16 protein-coding genes are annotated in these 19,671 nt (G+C 53.3%); 3 read left to right on the top strand and 13 right to left on the bottom strand.

Going from position 1 to position 19,671, the window contains the following annotated elements:
• Nucleotides 1-4 precede the first annotated feature (4 nt).
• Nucleotides 5-1,546, top strand: coding sequence for an exopolyphosphatase (ppx, locus tag I6L53_RS05950; RefSeq protein WP_042317616.1), 1,542 nt, complete (start codon nt 5-7; stop codon nt 1,544-1,546).
• Between the two features lie 7 nt (nt 1,547-1,553).
• On the opposite strand, the gene I6L53_RS05945 is transcribed toward ppx, so the two are convergent.
• Nucleotides 1,554-3,800: a bifunctional diguanylate cyclase/phosphodiesterase gene (locus I6L53_RS05945; protein WP_042317615.1), complete on the bottom strand. Its 2,247-nt coding sequence runs from the start codon at nt 3,798-3,800 to the stop codon at nt 1,554-1,556.
• A gap of 349 nt (nt 3,801-4,149) precedes the next feature.
• Here I6L53_RS05945 and I6L53_RS05940 point away from each other — a divergent pair, with 349 nt between their 5' ends.
• Entirely contained in the window at nt 4,150-4,341 is a 192-nt protein-coding gene (locus tag I6L53_RS05940; protein ID WP_012906630.1) for a YfgG family protein, read from the top strand.
• Between the two features lie 112 nt (nt 4,342-4,453).
• On the opposite strand, the gene guaA is transcribed toward I6L53_RS05940, so the two are convergent.
• Nucleotides 4,454-6,031, bottom strand: coding sequence for a glutamine-hydrolyzing GMP synthase (gene guaA / locus I6L53_RS05935; RefSeq protein WP_042317614.1), 1,578 nt, complete (start codon nt 6,029-6,031; stop codon nt 4,454-4,456).
• A gap of 68 nt (nt 6,032-6,099) precedes the next feature.
• Entirely contained in the window at nt 6,100-7,566 is a 1,467-nt protein-coding gene (gene guaB, locus I6L53_RS05930; RefSeq protein ID WP_042317613.1) for an IMP dehydrogenase, read from the bottom strand.
• A gap of 161 nt (nt 7,567-7,727) precedes the next feature.
• Between guaB and xseA the strand changes: the two genes are divergently transcribed.
• Entirely contained in the window at nt 7,728-9,092 is a 1,365-nt protein-coding gene (gene xseA, locus I6L53_RS05925) for an exodeoxyribonuclease VII large subunit (RefSeq protein WP_042317612.1), read from the top strand.
• A gap of 36 nt (nt 9,093-9,128) precedes the next feature.
• Here the strand turns inward: xseA and I6L53_RS05920 are convergent, their stop codons facing one another.
• From I6L53_RS05920 to ndk, 10 genes are all read right to left on the bottom strand, one after another.
• Entirely contained in the window at nt 9,129-9,350 is a 222-nt protein-coding gene (locus I6L53_RS05920) for a zinc ribbon domain-containing protein (RefSeq protein ID WP_042317611.1), read from the bottom strand.
• 42 nt (nt 9,351-9,392) lie between these two features.
• Nucleotides 9,393-10,454 carry a DUF2786 domain-containing protein gene (locus I6L53_RS05915; protein ID WP_042317610.1) on the bottom strand — a complete coding sequence of 354 codons (1,062 nt, stop codon included), beginning with the start codon at nt 10,452-10,454 and terminating at the stop codon, nt 9,393-9,395.
• Between the two features lie 132 nt (nt 10,455-10,586).
• Nucleotides 10,587-12,059: a ribosome biogenesis GTPase Der gene (gene der, locus I6L53_RS05910; protein ID WP_042317609.1), complete on the bottom strand. Its 1,473-nt coding sequence runs from the start codon at nt 12,057-12,059 to the stop codon at nt 10,587-10,589.
• A gap of 118 nt (nt 12,060-12,177) precedes the next feature.
• Nucleotides 12,178-13,356, bottom strand: coding sequence for an outer membrane protein assembly factor BamB (bamB, locus tag I6L53_RS05905; protein WP_042317608.1), 1,179 nt, complete (start codon nt 13,354-13,356; stop codon nt 12,178-12,180).
• A 10-nt stretch (nt 13,357-13,366) separates the two neighbouring features.
• Complete coding sequence (locus I6L53_RS05900; protein WP_042317607.1) at nt 13,367-13,987, bottom strand: YfgM family protein; 621 nt, start codon at nt 13,985-13,987, stop codon at nt 13,367-13,369.
• Between the two features lie 13 nt (nt 13,988-14,000).
• Nucleotides 14,001-15,275 (bottom strand): histidine--tRNA ligase, encoded by a 1,275-nt coding sequence (hisS, locus tag I6L53_RS05895; RefSeq protein ID WP_042317606.1) that lies wholly within the window; start codon nt 15,273-15,275, stop codon nt 14,001-14,003.
• 110 nt (nt 15,276-15,385) lie between these two features.
• Nucleotides 15,386-16,504, bottom strand: a complete 1,119-nt coding sequence (gene ispG / locus I6L53_RS05890) for a flavodoxin-dependent (E)-4-hydroxy-3-methylbut-2-enyl-diphosphate synthase (RefSeq protein ID WP_042317605.1) — start codon at nt 16,502-16,504, stop codon at nt 15,386-15,388.
• Between the two features lie 26 nt (nt 16,505-16,530).
• A complete protein-coding gene (rodZ, locus tag I6L53_RS05885) occupies nt 16,531-17,523 on the bottom strand; it encodes a cytoskeleton protein RodZ (protein ID WP_042317604.1) in 993 nt (330 codons plus the stop codon).
• A gap of 287 nt (nt 17,524-17,810) precedes the next feature.
• A complete protein-coding gene (gene rlmN / locus I6L53_RS05880; RefSeq protein WP_042317603.1) occupies nt 17,811-18,977 on the bottom strand; it encodes a dual-specificity RNA methyltransferase RlmN in 1,167 nt (388 codons plus the stop codon).
• Nucleotides 18,978-19,137: 160 nt separating this feature from the next.
• A complete protein-coding gene (ndk, locus tag I6L53_RS05875; RefSeq protein ID WP_042317602.1) occupies nt 19,138-19,569 on the bottom strand; it encodes a nucleoside-diphosphate kinase in 432 nt (143 codons plus the stop codon).
• Between the last annotated feature and the right edge of the window lie 102 nt (nt 19,570-19,671).

The raw sequence follows: 19,671 nt of genomic DNA, 5'->3' as shown, positions 1-19,671 counted from the left end.
CGCTATGCCAATACATGATAAGACACCACGACCGCAGGAGTTTGCGGCGGTCGACCTCGGTTCAAACAGTTTTCACATGGTGATTGCCCGTGTGGTGGATGGCGCCATGCAGATTATCGGTCGCCTTAAGCAGCGCGTGCATCTGGCGGATGGCCTCGGCCAGGACAACATGCTGAGCGAAGAGGCGATGGAGCGCGGATTAAGCTGCCTGTCGCTGTTTGCTGAACGCCTTCAGGGGTTCGCCCCCTCCAGCGTGTGTATTGTCGGGACACATACGCTTCGTCAGGCGCAAAATGCCACCGATTTTCTCAAACGCGCGGAAAAGGTGATCCCCTATCCAATCGAAATCATCTCCGGCAATGAAGAAGCGCGCCTGATCTTCATGGGTGTTGAGCATACGCAACCGGAGAAAGGCCGTAAGCTGGTCATCGACATTGGCGGCGGCTCGACGGAACTGGTCATTGGCGAGAACTTCGAACCGAAGCTGGTTGAAAGCCGTCGTATGGGCTGCGTCAGTTTTGCTCAGGTCTATTTCCCCGGCGGGGTCATTAGTCAGGAGAACTTCCAGCGCGCCAGAATGGCGGCGGCGCAGAAGCTTGAAACGTTGACCTGGCAGTTCCGCATTCAGGGCTGGAACGTCGCATTAGGAGCCTCCGGAACCATCAAAGCCGCACATGAAGTGCTCCTGGCAATGGGTGAGAAAGACGGCTTCATTACGCCAGAACGTCTGGACAGGCTGGTTGCCGAGCTGCTGCAACATCGGAGTTTCGACGCGCTGAGCCTGCCGGGCTTATCTGAAGAGCGAAAAGCGGTCTTTGTCCCGGGTCTGGCGATTTTGTGCGGTGTCTTTGATGCGCTGGCGATCCGCGAGTTACGTCTTTCCGACGGCGCGCTACGCGAAGGCGTGTTGTACGAAATGGAAGGTCGCTTCCGTCATCAGGATGTTCGCAGCCGTACTGCCAGCAGCCTGGCGAACCAGTACAACATCGACAGTGAGCAGGCTCGACGCGTGCTGGAAACCACCATGAAGATGTACGATCAATGGCAGGCACAGCAGCCGAAGCTGGCCCATCCGCAGCTCGAGGCACTGCTGAAATGGGCGGCGATGCTGCATGAGGTTGGGCTGAACATCAATCACAGTGGTCTGCACCGCCACTCGGCGTATATTCTGCAAAACAGCGATCTGCCAGGCTTTAATCAGGAGCAGCAAACCATGATGGCCACGCTGGTTCGCTACCATCGTAAAGCGGTTAAGCTGGACGATCTCCCCCGCTTTACGTTGTTTAAGAAGAAGCAGTTCCTCCCGCTTATTCAACTTCTGCGTCTTGGCGTGCTGCTGAACAACCAGCGTCAGGCCACAACCACGCCGCCTACGCTAACGCTGATCGCTGACGATAACCACTGGACCCTGCGTTTCCCTCATGACTGGTTCAGCCAGAACGCGCTGGTTTTGCTCGATCTGGAAAAAGAACAACAGTACTGGGAAGCCGTGACCGGATGGCGTCTGAAAATTGAAGAAGAACGTTCACCGGAAATCGCTGCGTGAAACGCACTCAGGTGCCAGTGACTGTGACTGGCACCTGCTCTTTCAGCGTCTCGCCTAACGGTTGCGGCACACCGATTAAATATCCCTGCATATAGTCAATCCCCAGCGAAATTGCCGCCCGACGAATCTCCTCAGTTTCGACAAATTCAGCAACCACCTGCATTTTCTTCATTCGCGCCAGATGGCAGATCGAAGCCACGATCTGATAGTCGAGGCTATTCGAGACGATATTGCGGATGAAGCTGCCGTCAATCTTCAGAATATTGGCGTTAACGTTTTTTAGCCTTGCATAGCTGGCATACCCCGTACCGAAGTCATCGATGGCAATTTGGCAGCCCAACTGTTGCAGGTTCTGCAGTGTGATTTCGGCCTGTCCGGCATTCATCAACGCCTGGCTTTCCGTCACTTCAAAAATCAACTGCCACGCTTCGATCTGGTATTTGCTCAGAAGTTTACTGATGTCCTGCGCAAACTTAGCCCGACAGACAGAGGATGCCGACAGATTAAGCGCAAAGCGACGGGCGGGCATCTGGGCACGATTCTCTGCCATAAAGCGTAACGTGTGTTCAATGACCCAGAGATCGATTCTCGAGGAAAGACCAAACTCATGCGCGACGGGCAGGAAGGAGTCAGGGTTAATCATGCCACCGTCATCATCCAGCAATCGCAATAAAATCTCATGATAAACATCACCGCGAATCCCTTCAATTGGCTGCGCCATCAGACAAAAACGGTCATGTTCCAGCGCATGCTGTAACCGGTTCATCATCGCAACTTTATCTCTCAGATTGCGTTGCATGTTCATGGCACCACGACGCTCCAGATTCTCTGGCGTGTTGGTCATGATGGACAACTCAGCAATGGTGCTTAGCTCGCCCAACAACAAGTAGATGTGGTTTACCGGGGAACGCACGTAACAATAGCTCATCCCAACCTGCGGCAAAAACGTCATACCATCCCAGATAAACCGGAATGTCTTGATATGTTCATCCAGCTCTTCAATGCGTTGCTGATGCGACTCTGTATTTAAACGCAGCAGCAGATCAGGCCCGGACATTTGATAAACATGTTCATCTGGCCCCAGCTTTTTGGCTATCCAGTGGGAGATTTGCTGCTTGTACTGAATACGCAGCATAATGCCATAATTTTTAACAAGAAATTCCAGTTCAGGAACGCGCAGAAAACACAGTGCTGACCAGGGCGCGCTTCTCAGTGCGCGATTGAGTGCGCGAAGATTGGGAAGATGGACCACCGGGTCAAGAAACGCAAGACGGCGGGCCCGACTGCTCACAATCCGCTGGCGCGTCGCCAGTACCGCCATGTAATTCACAATAAAAGAAAAAACCAGAAAACTGGAAGAGGTAATCGCCAGTTGCACATCGTAACCTGAATAATAGGGCGTAAAACTTCTGTAATTATGAATCGCAATAATTAAAACCGGAGCCCACAGCAGCGATATGAAACGATAACCATAACGCATCGCCCCCCATAACATAACCGGGAGTAATAACGACATTGTATAGTTTGTACTGAATATTGAACTATTTTCATTCAATGGCATACAAAGCAGAGACATTAATGCGGACAATACCAGCAACCAAATAATGACCTCTTTCTGCGAGGCTTTGGCATCAAACTGTAATTTCAACTGTGAATAATAGCTGCGCAAATGCAATGGGTTACGAATAACGCGAATAATAAAGTAGAAGAGCGGTACACCAATCAAGTTTCCCACCAGAATACCCTGGTAGTTTATTAATGCGTTGATGTTAAACGGTGTTACTCCCATTAAGCTCAGCTTACTTTCATACATCCCCACAAAGGCTGCAAACTGAAAAAGCACCAGAAATAACGTTGCAGGACAAAAGACCTGCCAAAAAATGCGGGGAAAGACCAGCTGCGCGTCGCCATGTGAGATGTTATTACGCCGGGGCGTGAAGACACGGTAACCAGCCCAACTGAGCACGATAGCAATAAGAAAATGTACAATTATAGGTAGTGTTTCCACCAACCCAATCTGGGGATATTTGCGGATAAAAATCGCCAGAACAATTCCGGGTAATGCAGCCCAACCGAAAAAAATCATCAGGCTCATCATGAGTGATAACGGTAAGTAAAAAAGGATGACGTCCCCGGTAGCCAAATGCGCATAGGTATTCGTATGGCTCACAAGTGGTAAGAACAGGGAAGGCAAAACCAGAGGAAGTCCCCACCACTTATCTCTGATTGCAATATAACTTTTATTCAGTCGCATAGATGCTCAGCGGAACCCTCAGAATCCTGAAGAGGGTGTATCAGACAGGCATCCCACCTGACTTCAAAATTAAGGTGAAAACTCACCATACATGTTGCACCGATTTTAGTTATCAACGGGAAGTAATTTTTGACGTATATCAAATAATTTGCCCCCCATTAATCAATTATTACCTTTATTTCACCGCGTTATCATTTTCACATTATTAATGCAAATAATGTAATTAATTTCCATAACACCAGAATATGAATCAACTGACGCAATTTTACATAATCAGGAATTGACCCATTCGACACAGTGTGCCTTAATGTACTGGTCGCCCGAACGGGCATCCCTTAAGGAACCTTTTGTGAGTCAGGCAACCAGTATGCGAAAACGACATCGATTTAACAGTCGCATGACCCGTATCGTATTGCTTATCAGCTTTATCTTCTTTTTTGGACGCTTTGTCTACTCTTCTATCGGTGCCTGGCATCATCATCAGGACAAAAAAGACGCGCAACAGTCAAGCCTCTCTGTCGAAACGCCTGCTCAACGTTAATCCTTTTATTCCAGACGGAAACCATCTGGTATTTTTACGCGCGGATAAAACAAAAACCCCCTGTATAAACAGAGGGTTTGATTGACTACACGTCAGCGACGAGAAGGGACATTTACTCCCACTCGATCGTGGCTGGCGGCTTACCGCTGATATCATATACAACGCGTGAAATACCATTCACTTCGTTGATGATACGGTTAGACACGCGCCCCAGGAAGTCATACGGCAGGTGCGCCCAGTGCGCCGTCATAAAGTCGATAGTTTCGACCGCGCGCAGAGAAACCACCCAGTCGTATTTACGACCATCGCCCATCACGCCAACAGAGCGAACCGGCAGGAACACGGTGAACGCCTGACTCACCTTGTTATACAGGTCAGCTTTGTGCAGTTCTTCAATGAAGATAGCATCCGCACGACGCAGCAGGTCGCAGTACTCTTTCTTCACTTCGCCCAGCACGCGTACGCCCAGACCTGGCCCCGGGAACGGGTGGCGGTAGAGCATGTCGTACGGCAGGCCCAGTTCCAGACCAATTTTACGCACTTCGTCTTTAAACAGCTCTTTCAGCGGCTCAACCAGGCCCATCTTCATCTCTTTCGGCAGACCGCCTACGTTATGGTGAGATTTGATGACGTGCGCTTTGCCAGTCGCAGAGGCGGCGGATTCAATAACATCCGGATAGATAGTGCCCTGCGCCAGCCATTTAACATCTTCCAGCTTCAGCGCTTCTTCGTCGAAGACTTCAACAAAGACACGGCCAATGATTTTACGCTTCGCTTCGGGATCGTTTTCGCCTTTCAGCGCAGTCAGAAAACGGTCTTCAGCCGGAACGTGAACAATGTTCAGACCAAAGTGGTCACCGAACATGTCCATCACCTGTTCGGCTTCATTCAGACGCAGCAGACCGTTATCAACGAAAACACAGGTCAGGTTTTTACCGATCGCACGGTGCAACAGCATCGCAGTGACAGAAGAATCCACACCGCCAGAAAGGCCGAGGATCACTTTGTCATCGCCAACCTGTTGGCGGATACGCTCAACGGCGTCATCGATGATTTTTGCTGGCGTCCACAGAGCTTCACACTGGCAAATGTCACGGACAAAACGCTCCAGCATGCGCATCCCCTGACGGGTGTGAGTCACTTCCGGGTGGAACTGAACGCCGTAGAAGCGTTTTTCTTCGTTCGCCATGATGGCAAACGGGCAGCTTTCGGTACTGGCAACGGTGACAAAGTCGGACGGGATCGCCGTCACTTTATCGCCGTGACTCATCCACACGTCCAGCAGCGGTTTGCCGTCAGCGGTCAGCGAGTCTTCGATACCACGAACCAGCGCGCTGTCGGTCACCACTTCAACCTGCGCGTAACCAAATTCACGCTCAGTCGAACCTTCAACATGACCGCCCAACTGCATAGCCATCGTCTGCATGCCGTAGCATACGCCGAAGACCGGAACACCGGCTTCGAAAACGTATTGCGGCGCACGCGGGCTGTTTTCTTCGGTGGTGCTTTCCGGGCCACCGGAAAGAATGATACCGCTAGGATTAAACTCGCGAATCTGTGCTTCAGTCACATCCCATGCCCACAGTTCGCAGTAAACGCCCAGTTCACGCACGCGGCGTGCAACCAGTTGTGTGTACTGCGATCCGAAATCAAGGATGAGAATGCGATGCTTGTGAATATTGTCTGTCATTGACGCTAATTCCGAGGCAAGTGAAACAGGTTAAATAAATCGCCCGACACAAGGTCGGGCGAAGAAAATCAGGAGCCCATACGATAGTTCGGGGACTCTTTGGTGATGGTCACGTCGTGAACGTGGCTTTCCTGAATACCCGCACCACTGATACGTACGAATTCCGCTTTAGTACGCAATTCATTGATAGTACCACAGCCGGTCAGCCCCATACAGGAGCGCAGGCCGCCCATCTGCTGGTGAATGATCTCTTTCAGGCGGCCTTTATAGGCAACACGGCCTTCGATACCTTCCGGTACCAGTTTGTCGGCGGCGTTATCGCTCTGGAAGTAACGGTCAGAAGAGCCTTTGGACATCGCGCCCAGAGAGCCCATGCCGCGGTAGGATTTGTAAGAACGGCCCTGATAGAGTTCGATTTCACCCGGGGATTCTTCGGTACCTGCCAGCATGGAGCCTACCATTACCGCGCTTGCGCCTGCGGCGATGGCTTTGGCGATATCACCAGAGAAACGGATACCACCGTCAGCAATAACCGGAATACCCAGGCCTTCCAGCGCTCCAACGGCATCAGACACCGCGGTGATCTGCGGAACACCCACGCCAGTCACGATACGGGTCGTACAGATAGAGCCGGGGCCGATACCCACTTTCACCGCGCTCACACCCGCTTCCGCCAGGGCACGTGCGCCCGCACCGGTTGCCACATTACCGCCAATGATCTGCAGGTCCGGATATTTAGCACGAGTTTCACGGATGCGCTGTAAAACACCTTCTGAATGACCATGAGAAGAGTCGATCAGCAGCACATCAACTCCGGCCGCGACCAGCGCATCAACACGCTCTTCGTTACCGGCGCCCGCACCAACCGCAGCGCCAACGCGCAGGCGGCCATGCTCATCTTTACAGGAGTTCGGTTTACGTTCGGCTTTCTGGAAGTCTTTCACGGTGATCATGCCGAGCAGGTGGAAACTGTCATCAACAACCAGCGCTTTCTCAACGCGTTTTTCGTGCATTTTTGCCAACACAACATCGCGGGCTTCGCCTTCGCGAACAGTGACCAGACGCTCTTTCGGCGTCATGTAAACGCTGACAGGTTGGCTCAGATCGGTCACAAAACGCACGTCACGACCGGTGATGATCCCAACCAGTTCATTGTCTTGCGTTACCACCGGGTAGCCGGCAAAACCATTGCGTTCGGTCAGTTCTTTCACTTCACGCAGGGTCGTGGTGGGCAGAACGGTTTGCGGGTCGGTTACCACGCCAGATTCATGTTTTTTCACGCGGCGAACTTCTTCCGCCTGACGCTCAATCGACATGTTTTTATGGATAAAACCGATGCCACCTTCCTGGGCCAGCGCAATTGCGAGGCGCGCTTCAGTCACGGTGTCCATTGCTGCGGAGAGCATAGGAATGTTCAGACGAATAGTTTTCGTCAACTGCGTGCTGAGGTCGGCAGTATTCGGCAGAACGGTGGAGTGAGCGGGAACGAGGAGGACGTCGTCAAACGTCAAAGCTTCTTTAGCAATACGTAGCATGGGCAATATCTCTAACCTGGGGGTGGATAAATATTGCCGTGGCATTATACAGAGCGTAATCGGTTGCATCCACACTTTTTTGCAAATAATGCTTGCGCTCCTGCTCAGGCGGGTTACTATCGATTGAATAACCTGCTGATTTAGAATTTGATCCCGCTCACATGTTATCCTCTCAGACCTCCGCAATTTTTACTGTTAGCCGCCTGAATCAGACGGTTCGTCTGCTGCTTGAACAGGAGATGGGGCAGGTCTGGATTAGCGGTGAGATCTCCAATTTCTCGCAGCCGTCATCGGGGCACTGGTACTTCACGCTCAAAGATGACACTGCGCAGGTGCGCTGTGCGATGTTCCGCAATAGCAACCGTCGGGTAACTTTTCGCCCCCAGCATGGTCAACAGGTGCTGGTTCGCGCCAATATCACCCTGTACGAGCCGCGCGGTGACTACCAGATTATCGTCGAAAGCATGCAGCCGGCCGGCGAAGGACTGCTCCAGCAAAAGTATGAGCAGCTAAAAGTCAAACTGCAGGCTGAAGGGCTTTTTGATCAGCAACACAAGCAAGCCCTCCCCTCTCCCGCCCACTGCGTGGGCGTGATCACCTCGAAGACCGGGGCCGCACTGCACGATATTCTCCATGTCCTGAAACGTCGCGATCCCTCTTTACCGGTCATTATCTATCCGACCGCCGTCCAGGGCGACGATGCGCCGGGGCAGATTGTCCGTGCTATTGAACTGGCGAATGCGCGCCAGGAGTGCGATGTTCTGATTGTCGGGCGGGGCGGTGGTTCACTGGAAGATTTATGGAGCTTTAACGACGAACGCGTCGCCCGGGCTATTTTTGCCAGCATGATCCCTGTCGTCAGCGCCGTCGGCCACGAAACGGACGTGACTATTGCCGATTTTATTGCCGACCTGCGTGCGCCGACGCCTTCTGCTGCGGCTGAAATGGTCAGCCGAAATCAGCAGGAGTTGCTGCGCCAGATCCTGTCCGCCCAGCAGCGTCTCGGTATGGCGATGGATTATTTTCTCGCGAACCGCAGTCGCCGATTCACCCAGATTTATCACCGTCTGCAACAACAGCACCCGCAATTGCGTCTCGCCCGTCAGCAGACGGCGCTGGAAAGATTGCATCAGCGTATGAATGTGGCCATCGACAGCCAGTTGAAGCGCACCAGTCAACGCCAGGCTCGCCTGTTACAGCGCCTGAACCAGCAAAGCCCTCAGCCGCGTATTCATCGGGCGCAAACCCGCATTCAGCAACTGGAATATCGTCTGGCGGAGAATGTACGTTCACGTCTGAGCGCCACGCGTGAACGTTTTGGCAACGCGGTAACGCATCTGGAAGCAGTCAGCCCACTCTCGACCCTGGCGCGTGGTTACAGTGTTTCTACCGCCACCGATGGCAAGGTGCTGAAAAAAGTGAAACAGGTGAAGACCGGTGATGTGATGACCACCCGACTGGAAGACGGCTGGGTGGAAAGTCAGGTCACCGATATCAAACCGGTGAAGAAACGCACCCACAAGTAAGTGGCTCAGCCCCTGCCAGAGACTGAGCGCATCAGTTCACGCATCAGGCAGTGTAAACTCAACGCGTTTTTTTGAAATCAATCCGTGGCCGTTCTGACAAAAATAATCCACCGCCCCGCAGGCTTTTAACACCTGGAGCGGTTTGTGGCAGTCCGGACACCGCGCTTCGACGACAAAGTCTGTATGACAGGTCGCGCAATGGGCCGCTTCGCCATTACGTTCCAGCGGGTTATGACAAACAGGACACATCAGTTCCATACTACCTCCTTCACGCTCCTCTTCTGCTGAAGAGGATGCCAATTACCGGGGCGCTCTGTCCTGAAGATACTGACCCAATGCCTTTTCTGACGTGAAACAGGTAAAGGTCATCTTCGGGTTCCAGTAACGTTCAATCGCCCCAAAAACATCAACCGCGACTTCGTCACCATTTTCAAGTTTGTACATCCCGTTTCCCTCGGCGGTCACGACCCGGATTCCGGATTTATTTTTACCAAAAGCAATCTCAGAGGGGCTGACAAAGAAAAAGGTCTGCATCTTGTAACTGACATTACCCCCGCCATTGTACTTCTCCGTACCGTCAGCCAGACAGGAGTATACCGCCCGGCTTTTCGCCGAGTATTCAATAATGTTCACCGCAGCAGGGCGCGGCGGCGTGACTGGCGTGACGGGCGCAGGTTTCTGGACGGGTTCAGTCTGAGGCTGATACTCCGTTGTCTGTGAAGATGCAGGCACCCGTGCAGGAGGCGGTACGGGCGCTGGCGTCACGACGGCAGTCGTCGCTGGCCTGTTGGCTAATGCCGTATCCGCTGGCGTCGGCGAGGAGTTATTCAGGCCAAAGATCACCAGCGCAGCAATCATAGCGAGAATACCAAAACCGAATTTCTCTGCCTTTAGTTTGTCATACAATGACGTTTTGCCAGGCCGTGCCGCCGTTGTTTTCGCCTGCTGTGCAGCGGCGTCCTGACGGACGTGTGCATCTGCCTGCCGCCTCTGCTCCTGCGCTTTTTGCTCGGCCTGTTGGCGAAAATACGCCTCGTCGTAGCGCTTTTTCTCTTCCGCCGCACGCTTATTTTGCTCAGTCTGGTATTCCCGGTGCTTCTGCTCTGCTTCCTGCCGCGCCCGGCGCTCGTTTGCCGCCTCCTGCCTGGCGGTTTCTGCATCCCGACGATAGCGTTCTGATTCTGCGGAACTGTCGGTTGATGCCCCTCCGCTACTGTAAATGTCTTCCATCGTCAGCCCATAAATCGCCATATAGCGACGGGCGCGACTGAACGCATTTGCAGATTCACCGTCATTAGAGGACTGTGCGGCAAGAGCCAGTAGTTTGCGGATTTTCTCGATTTGCTTTGCTTTATCGGTCATCAGACGATCTTCTAAAGACGGGCGTCCGTGCGCCTGAGTAACGTTACCAGAATATAAACGGTAGACGGAATGACACCAAAAAGCCCGACGAATGCGGGCTTTTTGGGGGTTACCTGCCAGGCAGGTAAGTTATTACTTACTCTTCTTAATGTGTTTAATCAGACGCTTACGCTTACGCATCTGGGTCGGGGTCAACGTATTGCGCTTGTTGGCATACGGGTTCTCGCCCTCTTTAAACTGAATGCGAATCGGCGTCCCCATCACTTCCAGCGATTTACGGAAGTAGTTCATCAGGTAGCGCTTATAGGAATCCGGCAGATCTTTGACCTGGTTGCCGTGAATCACCACAATCGGCGGGTTATAGCCTCCCGCATGAGCGTATTTCAGCTTCACGCGGCGACCACGGACCAGCGGCGGCTGGTGATCTTCCACCGCCATGGTCATGATACGGGTCAGCATCGCCGTGCTAACGCGACGGGTTGAGCTGTCATAGGCTTCGCGGACGGATTCAAACAGGTTGCCGACACCGCTGCCGTGTAGCGCAGAGATAAAATGCACGCGCGCGAAGTCGATAAAGCCCAGACGGAAGTCCAGCGTCTCTTTCACCTGCTCTTTCACTTCCTGAGTCAGTCCGTCCCACTTGTTCACCACGATAACAAGTGAGCGCCCACTATTGAGGATAAAGCCCAGCAGCGACAGATCCTGGTCAGAGATGCCTTCGCGAGCATCAATCACCAGCATCACCACGTTAGCATCTTCAATTGCCTGCAATGTTTTGATAACTGAGAATTTTTCCACCGCATCGGTGATCTTGCCACGCTTACGCACCCCGGCGGTATCGATGAGAACATACTCACGCTCATCTCGCTCCATCGGAATATAAATGCTGTCGCGGGTCGTGCCCGGCATGTCGTAAACCACCACACGGTCTTCACCCAGGATACGGTTAGTCAGTGTGGACTTACCGACGTTCGGACGACCGACAATCGCCAGTTTGATCGGCAGATCCTGCGGATTGAAGTCATCCTCCGGCTCTTCTTCACCGTTCTCATCGGCTTCGAACTGCGCCCAGTATTCGGCGTCTTCATCGACCTCTTCCTGCGGCGCGACATCGTCCATCCACGGCAGCAGAACGTGTTCCAGCAGGCTGAGCACGCCACGGCCATGCGACGCGGCAATCGGGTGAATTTCACCCAAACCCAGGGAGTAGAAATCAACGATGGCCTGATCCGGATCGAGTCCGTCCGTTTTGTTGGCAACCAGGAACGTCGGTTTTTCGCGGGAGCGTAAATGCTGGGCAATAGCTTCATCGGCAGGCATCAGGCCGGCGCGCGCATCCACCATAAACAGCACCACATCCGCCTCTTCAATCGCCAGCAGCGATTGTTCCGCCATACGCGTTTCTACACCATCTTCGGTGCCATCAATACCGCCGGTATCGATGCAGATAAACTCACGACCTTCAATCTCCGCACGACCGTACTTACGGTCACGAGTCAGACCCGGGAAATCCGCTACCAGCGCATCTCGGGTGCGAGTTAGACGGTTAAATAACGTGGATTTTCCGACGTTAGGGCGCCCGACAAGCGCGACCACAGGTACCATGTTTAAAGCCTCATTTAAAAAATCATCAGACAACAGACGTAATTTCTACGCTGTTGTTAAAAACAGGAAAACGGCCCCTGCACCAGGAGCCGTTTTTTAAAGCGTACGACCAGGACGATCAGCGTGTAATGGCGTACACGGTACCGTCTTTGGCCTGGATCAGCAGTTTGCCATCGGCAGAGACCGGTTCGGTCAGGAAGCCGGAGCTGTCAACTTTCTGCTGAGCCACAAAACGACCGTCTTCGACGTTAAGCCAGTGCAAATAACCTTCGCTGTCACCCACCACCAGGTTGCCATTGTACAACGCCGGGGAAGTCAACAGACGGTGCAGCAGATCGCTCTGCGTCCACAGCGTTACGCCACCATCGGTGGTCAGCGCCAGTACGCGGTCATTCTGATCCACCAGGTAGATACGGTTGCCGTCGACAATAAAATCATTCACCGAGCCCAGTTCACGTTTCCACATGATCTGACCACTGCGCAGATCCAGCGCGGTCAGGTTACCATTATAAGCCAGGGCGTAAACGACGCCATTGACGATAACCGGGGTAGTGTCCACATCGCTCAGACGGTCGATCTCGGTTGAGCCGGTGGCCTGAGAAATACGCTGCTGCCAAATCATCTGGCCTTGTTGCATCAACACGGCACTTACGCGACCGTTATCGCCACCGACAATGGCCGCACCAAAGGCGGTTGCCGGCGCAGATTCACCGCGCAGCGACAGAGATGGCATATCCAGGTTCACGGTCCACTTAATCGCGCCATCGGCTTCATTCAGTGCCTGCAGTTGACCATTGCTGGTGTGAATCAACACCATGCCGTCACTGACCACCGGACGAGAGAGCGCTTCACCCGCCACTTTGGTTTGCCATGCAACCGTACCATCGGCCGTATTCAGCGCATAAACCTGTGCTTTTTCACTGCCAAGATAAACGTGACCGCCAGCAACCGTTACGCCGCCAGACAACAGCGCCGGCGCGCGTGAGAACCAACCATCTTTCTCGCCCAGGTTTACCGACCAGACTTCTTTACCGTCATCCGCATTCAACGCTTTTACCACGCCAGCGCGATCGGCAGCGTAGACCACGTTATCGGCATATGCCGGGTGGAGGTTGGAATAGAAATCACCGATACCGTTGCCTACAGAAGTGCTCCAGGCCGTAGACGGGGTAAATTGATTTTCAACCACCGGTAATGGGGACATTTTAACAACGTCTTCTTCGCCACTAAACAGTGAACAGCCGCTCAACAGGGTAACGGAAAGCAGCCCTGGCAGAAGTAATTTACGCAATTGCATCGGGTCCCTCTCAGATGGACAAATTATTGATTTTCATCTGCATCATTTCGCTCAGTGCCGGGGAGGCGTTACTTTTCACGCCCGCTTCCCATGCACTACGCGCACCTTGTTTATCACCTTTGCTCAGCAGCGCTTCGCCGCGCAGATCGGCAACAATCGCTGCCCATCCTTCACCCTTAACGCTTTCAAGGGTTTTCAGCGCCGTATCCGCTTGCTTGAGTTGAACCTGAACGCGAGCAAGACGCAGTGTGATCACCGCCTTAAGATTCTCATCACTCGTGGCGGCCAGTCCCTGCTGAAGCTGGGCTGCGGCTTTCTCAAGTTGATTCTGATCGACAAACTGCTGCGCCAGTTCCATCGACGCTAACGCGCCGTAGGTGTTCTTATTGTCTGCGGCAAACTTCTCCGCTGCAGACAAGTCTTCCGCTTTACCCGCACTGAGCGAACTCACCACGGTTTGATATGCCAGAGAAGCAGAGCGCGCGGACTCAGTCTGATGACTGTTCCAGTAGCGCCAGCCCACCAGCGCCCCAACACCTAAAATAACCCCAACAGCCAGGGCTTTGCCGTTTTCGGCAAAGAAGCGTTTAATCGCATCGACCTGGTCGTTTTCGTTCTCGTAAATTTCCACGCAGTCCTTCTCCTTAAGCCATTAACGTGCGCAAATGAGCGGCAACGCTGTCCTGTGCCACCTCGGTTTGCTCACCGGAGCGCAAATCCTTCACTACAACGGTACCAGCAGCCACTTCGGACTCGCCAAGCACCAGTGCAACGCGGGCGCCCCATTTATCAGCTCGGGCAAACTGTTTCTTAAAGTTGCCGCCACCGTGGTTTGTCATTAGCTTCACGCCAGGGATTTCATCACGTACGCGCTCAGCCAGTGTCATTGCCGCAGACTGCGTATCCGCGCCTGAAGCGACCAGGTATATATCGACAACAGAATCGGCTTTAAATTCCGGATTAACTGCCTGAACCAGTAAAACAAGTCGTTCCAGACCCATTGCAAAGCCTACCCCCGGGGTCGCGCGACCGCCGAGTTGCTCTACCAGCCCGTCATAACGGCCGCCCGCGCAGACCGTACCTTGTGAACCCAGGCTGTTGGTGACCCATTCAAATACGGTGCGGTTGTAGTAGTCGAGACCGCGCACCAGACGCTGGTTAACGGTGTAGGCAATGCCTGCGGCTTCCAGCAGTTTACACAGACCCGCAAAGTGCTCGCGGGAGTCGTCATCCAGGTAGTCGCCAAGCTGAGGAGCATCGTTGAGCAGCGCCTGTACGTCCGGATTTTTTGAATCCAGTACGCGCAGCGGATTGGAGTACATGCGACGTTTACAATCTTCGTCCAGTTTCTCAATGTGTTGTTCGAGGAACGCCACCAGCGCATCGCGATAGTTTGCACGCGCGTCCAGGGAACCAATGGAGTTCAGTTCCAGATTGACATGCCCGGCGATACCCAGTTCACGCCACCAGCGCGCGGTTAGCATGATCAGTTCGGCATCAATGTCCGGTCCTTGCAGACCAAAGACTTCAGCGCCCAACTGATGGAACTGACGGTAGCGCCCTTTCTGCGGACGTTCGTGGCGGAACATCGGCCCGATGTACCACAGACGCTGTTCCTGATTGTACAGAAGACCATGCTCGATGCCGGCGCGTACACAGCCCGCCGTCCCTTCCGGACGCAGCGTCAGGCTATCGCCATTGCGGTCCTCAAAGGTGTACATCTCTTTTTCAACCACGTCGGTCACTTCGCCGATCGCGCGTTTGAATAACGGGGTCTGCTCTACAATCGGCAAGCGGATTTCACTGTAACCGTAGCTGCCGAGCACGTTTTTGAGTGTGCCTTCAATGCGCTGCCAGATGGCGGTTTCGCCAGGCAGATAATCGTTCATGCCGCGAATGGCTTGAATGTTTTTTGCCACGTTTATTCTCTTTCTGAATATAAAAATGAACCCTCAGCGCTTCCCCGAGCGATACGGGAGCCATGCGGGTTCAATCATACACGGGAAGCACGCCGCTTCCCATCACGTTATTATTTTTCAACCTGCTGCACGTTAATACGCTGTGCTTCGTCGAGCATCGTCGCTTTGGCACGAATGCGGGCTTCAAGCTGGTCAATCATATCGCTATTATCCAGACGATCTTTGCGAACGCCATCTTCATAGAGACCACTTTTCTTGTTGCCGCCGGTCACACCCAGCGTGGACACCAGCGCTTCACCCGGACCATTAACCACGCAACCGATGATGGAGACATCCATTGGCGTAATGATGTCTTCCAGACGCTGCTCCAGCGCGTTAACCGTACCGATCACGTCAAACTCCTGGCGCGAACAGGTCGGACAGGCGATGAAGTTGATCCCACGAGCACGGATGCGCAGCGACTTGAGGATATCAAAGCCAACCTTGATCTCTTCCACCGGATCGGCTGCCAGTGAAACTCGCAAAGTATCGCCAATCCCTTCAGACAACAGCAGGCCAAGACCGATCGCGGATTTCACCGCACCGCTACGCGCGCCGCCGGCTTCGGTGATCCCTAAATGCAGCGGTTGATCGATTTGCTTTGCCAGCAGACGATAGGATTCCACCGCAAGGAAAACATCAGACGCTTTAACACTGACCTTGAACTGATCAAAGTTCAGACGATCGAGATGATCCACATGGCGCATTGCCGATTCCAGCAAAGCCTGCGGCGTCGGTTCGCCGTACTTTTCCTGTAGATCTTTTTCCAGCGATCCGGCGTTAACACCGATGCGAATCGGGATATTTTTGTCACGGGCACAATCCACTACCATGCGGATACGCTCTTCGTTACCGATATTGCCAGGGTTAATACGCAGGCAATCAACGCCGTACTCCGCCACTTTGAGCGCAATACGGTAGTCGAAGTGAATGTCGGCGACCAGCGGAACGGAAACCTGTTGCTTGATCAGTTTGAAGGCTTCCGCGGCATCCATCGTGGGTACGGAGACACGAACAATGTCAGCGCCAACGCGTTCCAGCGCTTTGATCTGATTAACCGTCGCTTCCACATCCGTGGTCCGCGTGTTGGTCATCGACTGTACGGCGACAGGAGCACCATCGCCAATCGGCACATTACCAACGTAAATACGCGTTGATTTTCTACGTTGAATTGGAGCCTGGTTATGCATGAAAAATCTCCCGCGTTACCCGTCTATTACTGCGCCGGTGATTGTTCGGCATTTAGGGTCAGACGCGCAACCTGGTTAGTTCTGATAAAACGGCTCAGATCGACAGGTTTTCCTTGATACTGGATCTGCACCGCAGCCGGCGCGCCAATTTTAAGCTTGTAAGGCGCCTGACCGGTGAGGTTTAAATTACCATCTTTACGCTGCATCCCGCTGAACAGTTTTTTGCCCGTTGCATCGCTCACTTCCAGCCAGCAGTCGGCGGTAAAATTCATCACCAGTGCGTTCGGATCGGCGGCCGCTTCCACGCCCGCCTGATTGGTTGGCAACGGCGCCGCACCGTCCGGTGTTGCCGTTGTCGCAGGGGCAGTTGTTGCAGTGTCAATGTTGGCCTGAGATGGGGCGACCACAGCATTCTGTTGCGGGTCAACCGCAGGTGCGGTCGTCGGCGCTGGCGTTGGCGTCGTCTCTGCCGGACCGGTGGACGCCGGCGTGTTGTCCTGGCTTGCCGTTGCGCTGGTATCCAGCGGCACACTTTGCGTATTTTCGCTGTTGGCGTTCAGCTCAGCAGAGGATTGATCGGCCATCGTGGAGATCTCTTCCTGCTGCGCTTTGTGGTTTTGCCACCACCATGCGCCCGTCAGCCCGACCACCACAAACAGTACCAGCCAGGTAAACGTCATCAACCAGCCATCACGCTTTTTACGGCGCTTGCCTAACGAAAAGCTCTGCATCGGCGCAACTTTTGCCGCCCGAACCGGTGCCTGCTTCTCCAGAGCCGGTAGCAGTTCTTCTTCAGGAATATGAACCAGACGCGCATAAGAGCGGATGTACCCGCGCAGGAACGTTGAAGCCAAATCGGCAGGTGCCTTATCGTCTTCAATGTCGCGTACGGTGGATACCTTCAGGCAAAGTCGCTCAGCGACAGCCTGCTGGCTGAGTCCGAGTTGTTCACGGGCATTGCGTAGGCGAACGCCGGTGGATTGTGCTTCATGTTGGTCGTGAGTGGCTTCAGTATTCATTCGCTACAGCTGCTGGTGAAAATTAGGGTTCAGGTGCCGGCGAGTCATAATGCTCACCCACACCGCGAAAATCTGGTCAGTCAACCTGAGTCAAACAGTATAAACCCGTCCGCTGACTCTTAACAAAAACAGCTTAAGCCTGAGGGCTAAACTATTGTCGCGCCGTACATACTGCCTTAAAGTCGACAAAAACGCACCGTTATTATTGACCAGACAAGCACGACGCTGACCCTCATGCAAATTACATTGCGCCACAGCACAAAAATCAGGCTGTAGCACATTCTGCATCAAACGGTTTTAACGTCGATCGCCTCACCCTGCATACGCTTACGCAGCGTACGTTTAGTACGGTCGATCACATCTCCCGCCAGTTGCCCGCAGGCGGCATCGATATCATCACCCCGCGTTTTACGCACAATGGTGGTAAAACCATAGCTCATCAACACTTTAGAGAAACGGTCAATGCGGCTATTAGAGCTACGTCCATAAGGCGCCCCCGGGAACGGGTTCCATGGGATGAGGTTTATCTTACAAGGCGTATCCTTCAGCAAATCCGCCAACTGATGCGCATGTTCTGTGCCGTCGTTAACATGATCCAGCATGACGTATTCAATGGTGACGCGTCCCTGGTTAGCATTGGATTTCTCCAGATAGCGGCGAACCGCGCCCAGGAAGGTTTCGATATTGTACTTTTTGTTGATCGGCACGATTTCGTCACGAATTTCGTCATTCGGCGCATGCAGCGAGATCGCCAGCGCGACGTCAATCATGTCACCTAATTTGTCGAGTGCAGGTACCACACCGGAAGTCGACAGCGTGACGCGACGCTTGGACAGACCGAAGCCGAAATCATCAAGCATGATTTCCATGGCTGGCACGACGTTAGTCAGATTGAGCAGCGGTTCACCCATCCCCATCATCACCACGTTGGTGATGGGACGCTGGCCAGTGATTTTCGCCGCGCCGACAATTTTCGCCGCACGCCAGACCTGACCAATAATTTCAGATACGCGCAGGTTACGGTTAAAGCCCTGCTGGGCAGTTGAACAGAATTTACACTCCAGCGCACAACCTACCTGTGAAGAGACGCACAGCGTGGCACGGTCATCTTCCGGGATATACACCGTTTCAACGCGCTGATCGCCCACCGCAATCGCCCATTTGATGGTGCCATCCGAAGAGCGCTGTTCTTCAACGACTTCCGGCGCGCGGATTTCCGCCACCTCTTTGAGCTTGTTACGCAGCACTTTGTTGATGTCAGTCATCTCATCAAAATTGTCGCTGCAATAGTGATACATCCATTTCATCACCTGGTCGGCGCGAAACGGCTTCTCGCCCATCTCTTTAAAGAATTCACGCATCTGCTGACGATTCAGATCCAACAGGTTGATTTTGCCATTTTTTGCAGGAACCGCAGGCGTGATAATTTCGGAGGTGTTAACTAATTCAGACATAATTTTTTCCGGCCTCGTTGTTACACGTTATGGCCCATGGGAGGTTGAAAAGAAACGCCCCGGCAAGCAGTGCTCATCCGGGGCGTTGCATTGTACAAAGTCTGGCGCAAGGATGCCACGTTTGCACGCGGCATTTATCGAAAAATTAATCCCAAAAGGATCAACGCGTGCGAGCGCACACTTCGCCTTCACCAAAGAAGTAGGCGATTTCACGCTGAGCGGATTCCACGGAATCAGAACCGTGCGTCCCGTTTTCGGTGAAGCTGTCAGCGTAATCAGCACGCAGCGTACCCGCCAGAGCGTTAGCCGGATTGGTTGCCCCCAGCAGATCGCGGTGACGCTGTACTGCGTTTTCGCTTTCCAGCACGGACACCACGATAGGGCCAGAGGTCATGAACTCAACCAGACCGTCGAAGAACGGTTTGCCATCATGCTCAGCGTAGAAGCCGCGCGCCTGCTCAACGGTCAGGTGCAGCATTTTGGTGCCGACAATTTTGAACCCTGCTGCTTCAAAGCGCGCAAAGATGTTACCAATAACGTTTTTTGCCACCGCGTTTGGCTTGATGATGGAAAAAGTACGTTCAATAGCCATGATTACCTCTGAAAGATGTTCTGTTGTGTTTTACCTGGCGCGGATTATAAAGAGCATCCCGGCTATTGCATATGGATGAAGGTAACATTTTTTTAAAATAAG

This window comes from Citrobacter farmeri (assembly GCF_019048065.1).
Taxonomy (GTDB): Bacteria; Pseudomonadota; Gammaproteobacteria; order Enterobacterales; family Enterobacteriaceae; genus Citrobacter_A; species Citrobacter_A farmeri.
The sequence above is the reverse complement of the archived record's forward strand: the minus strand, read 5'-3'. Positions and strand labels throughout refer to the sequence as shown.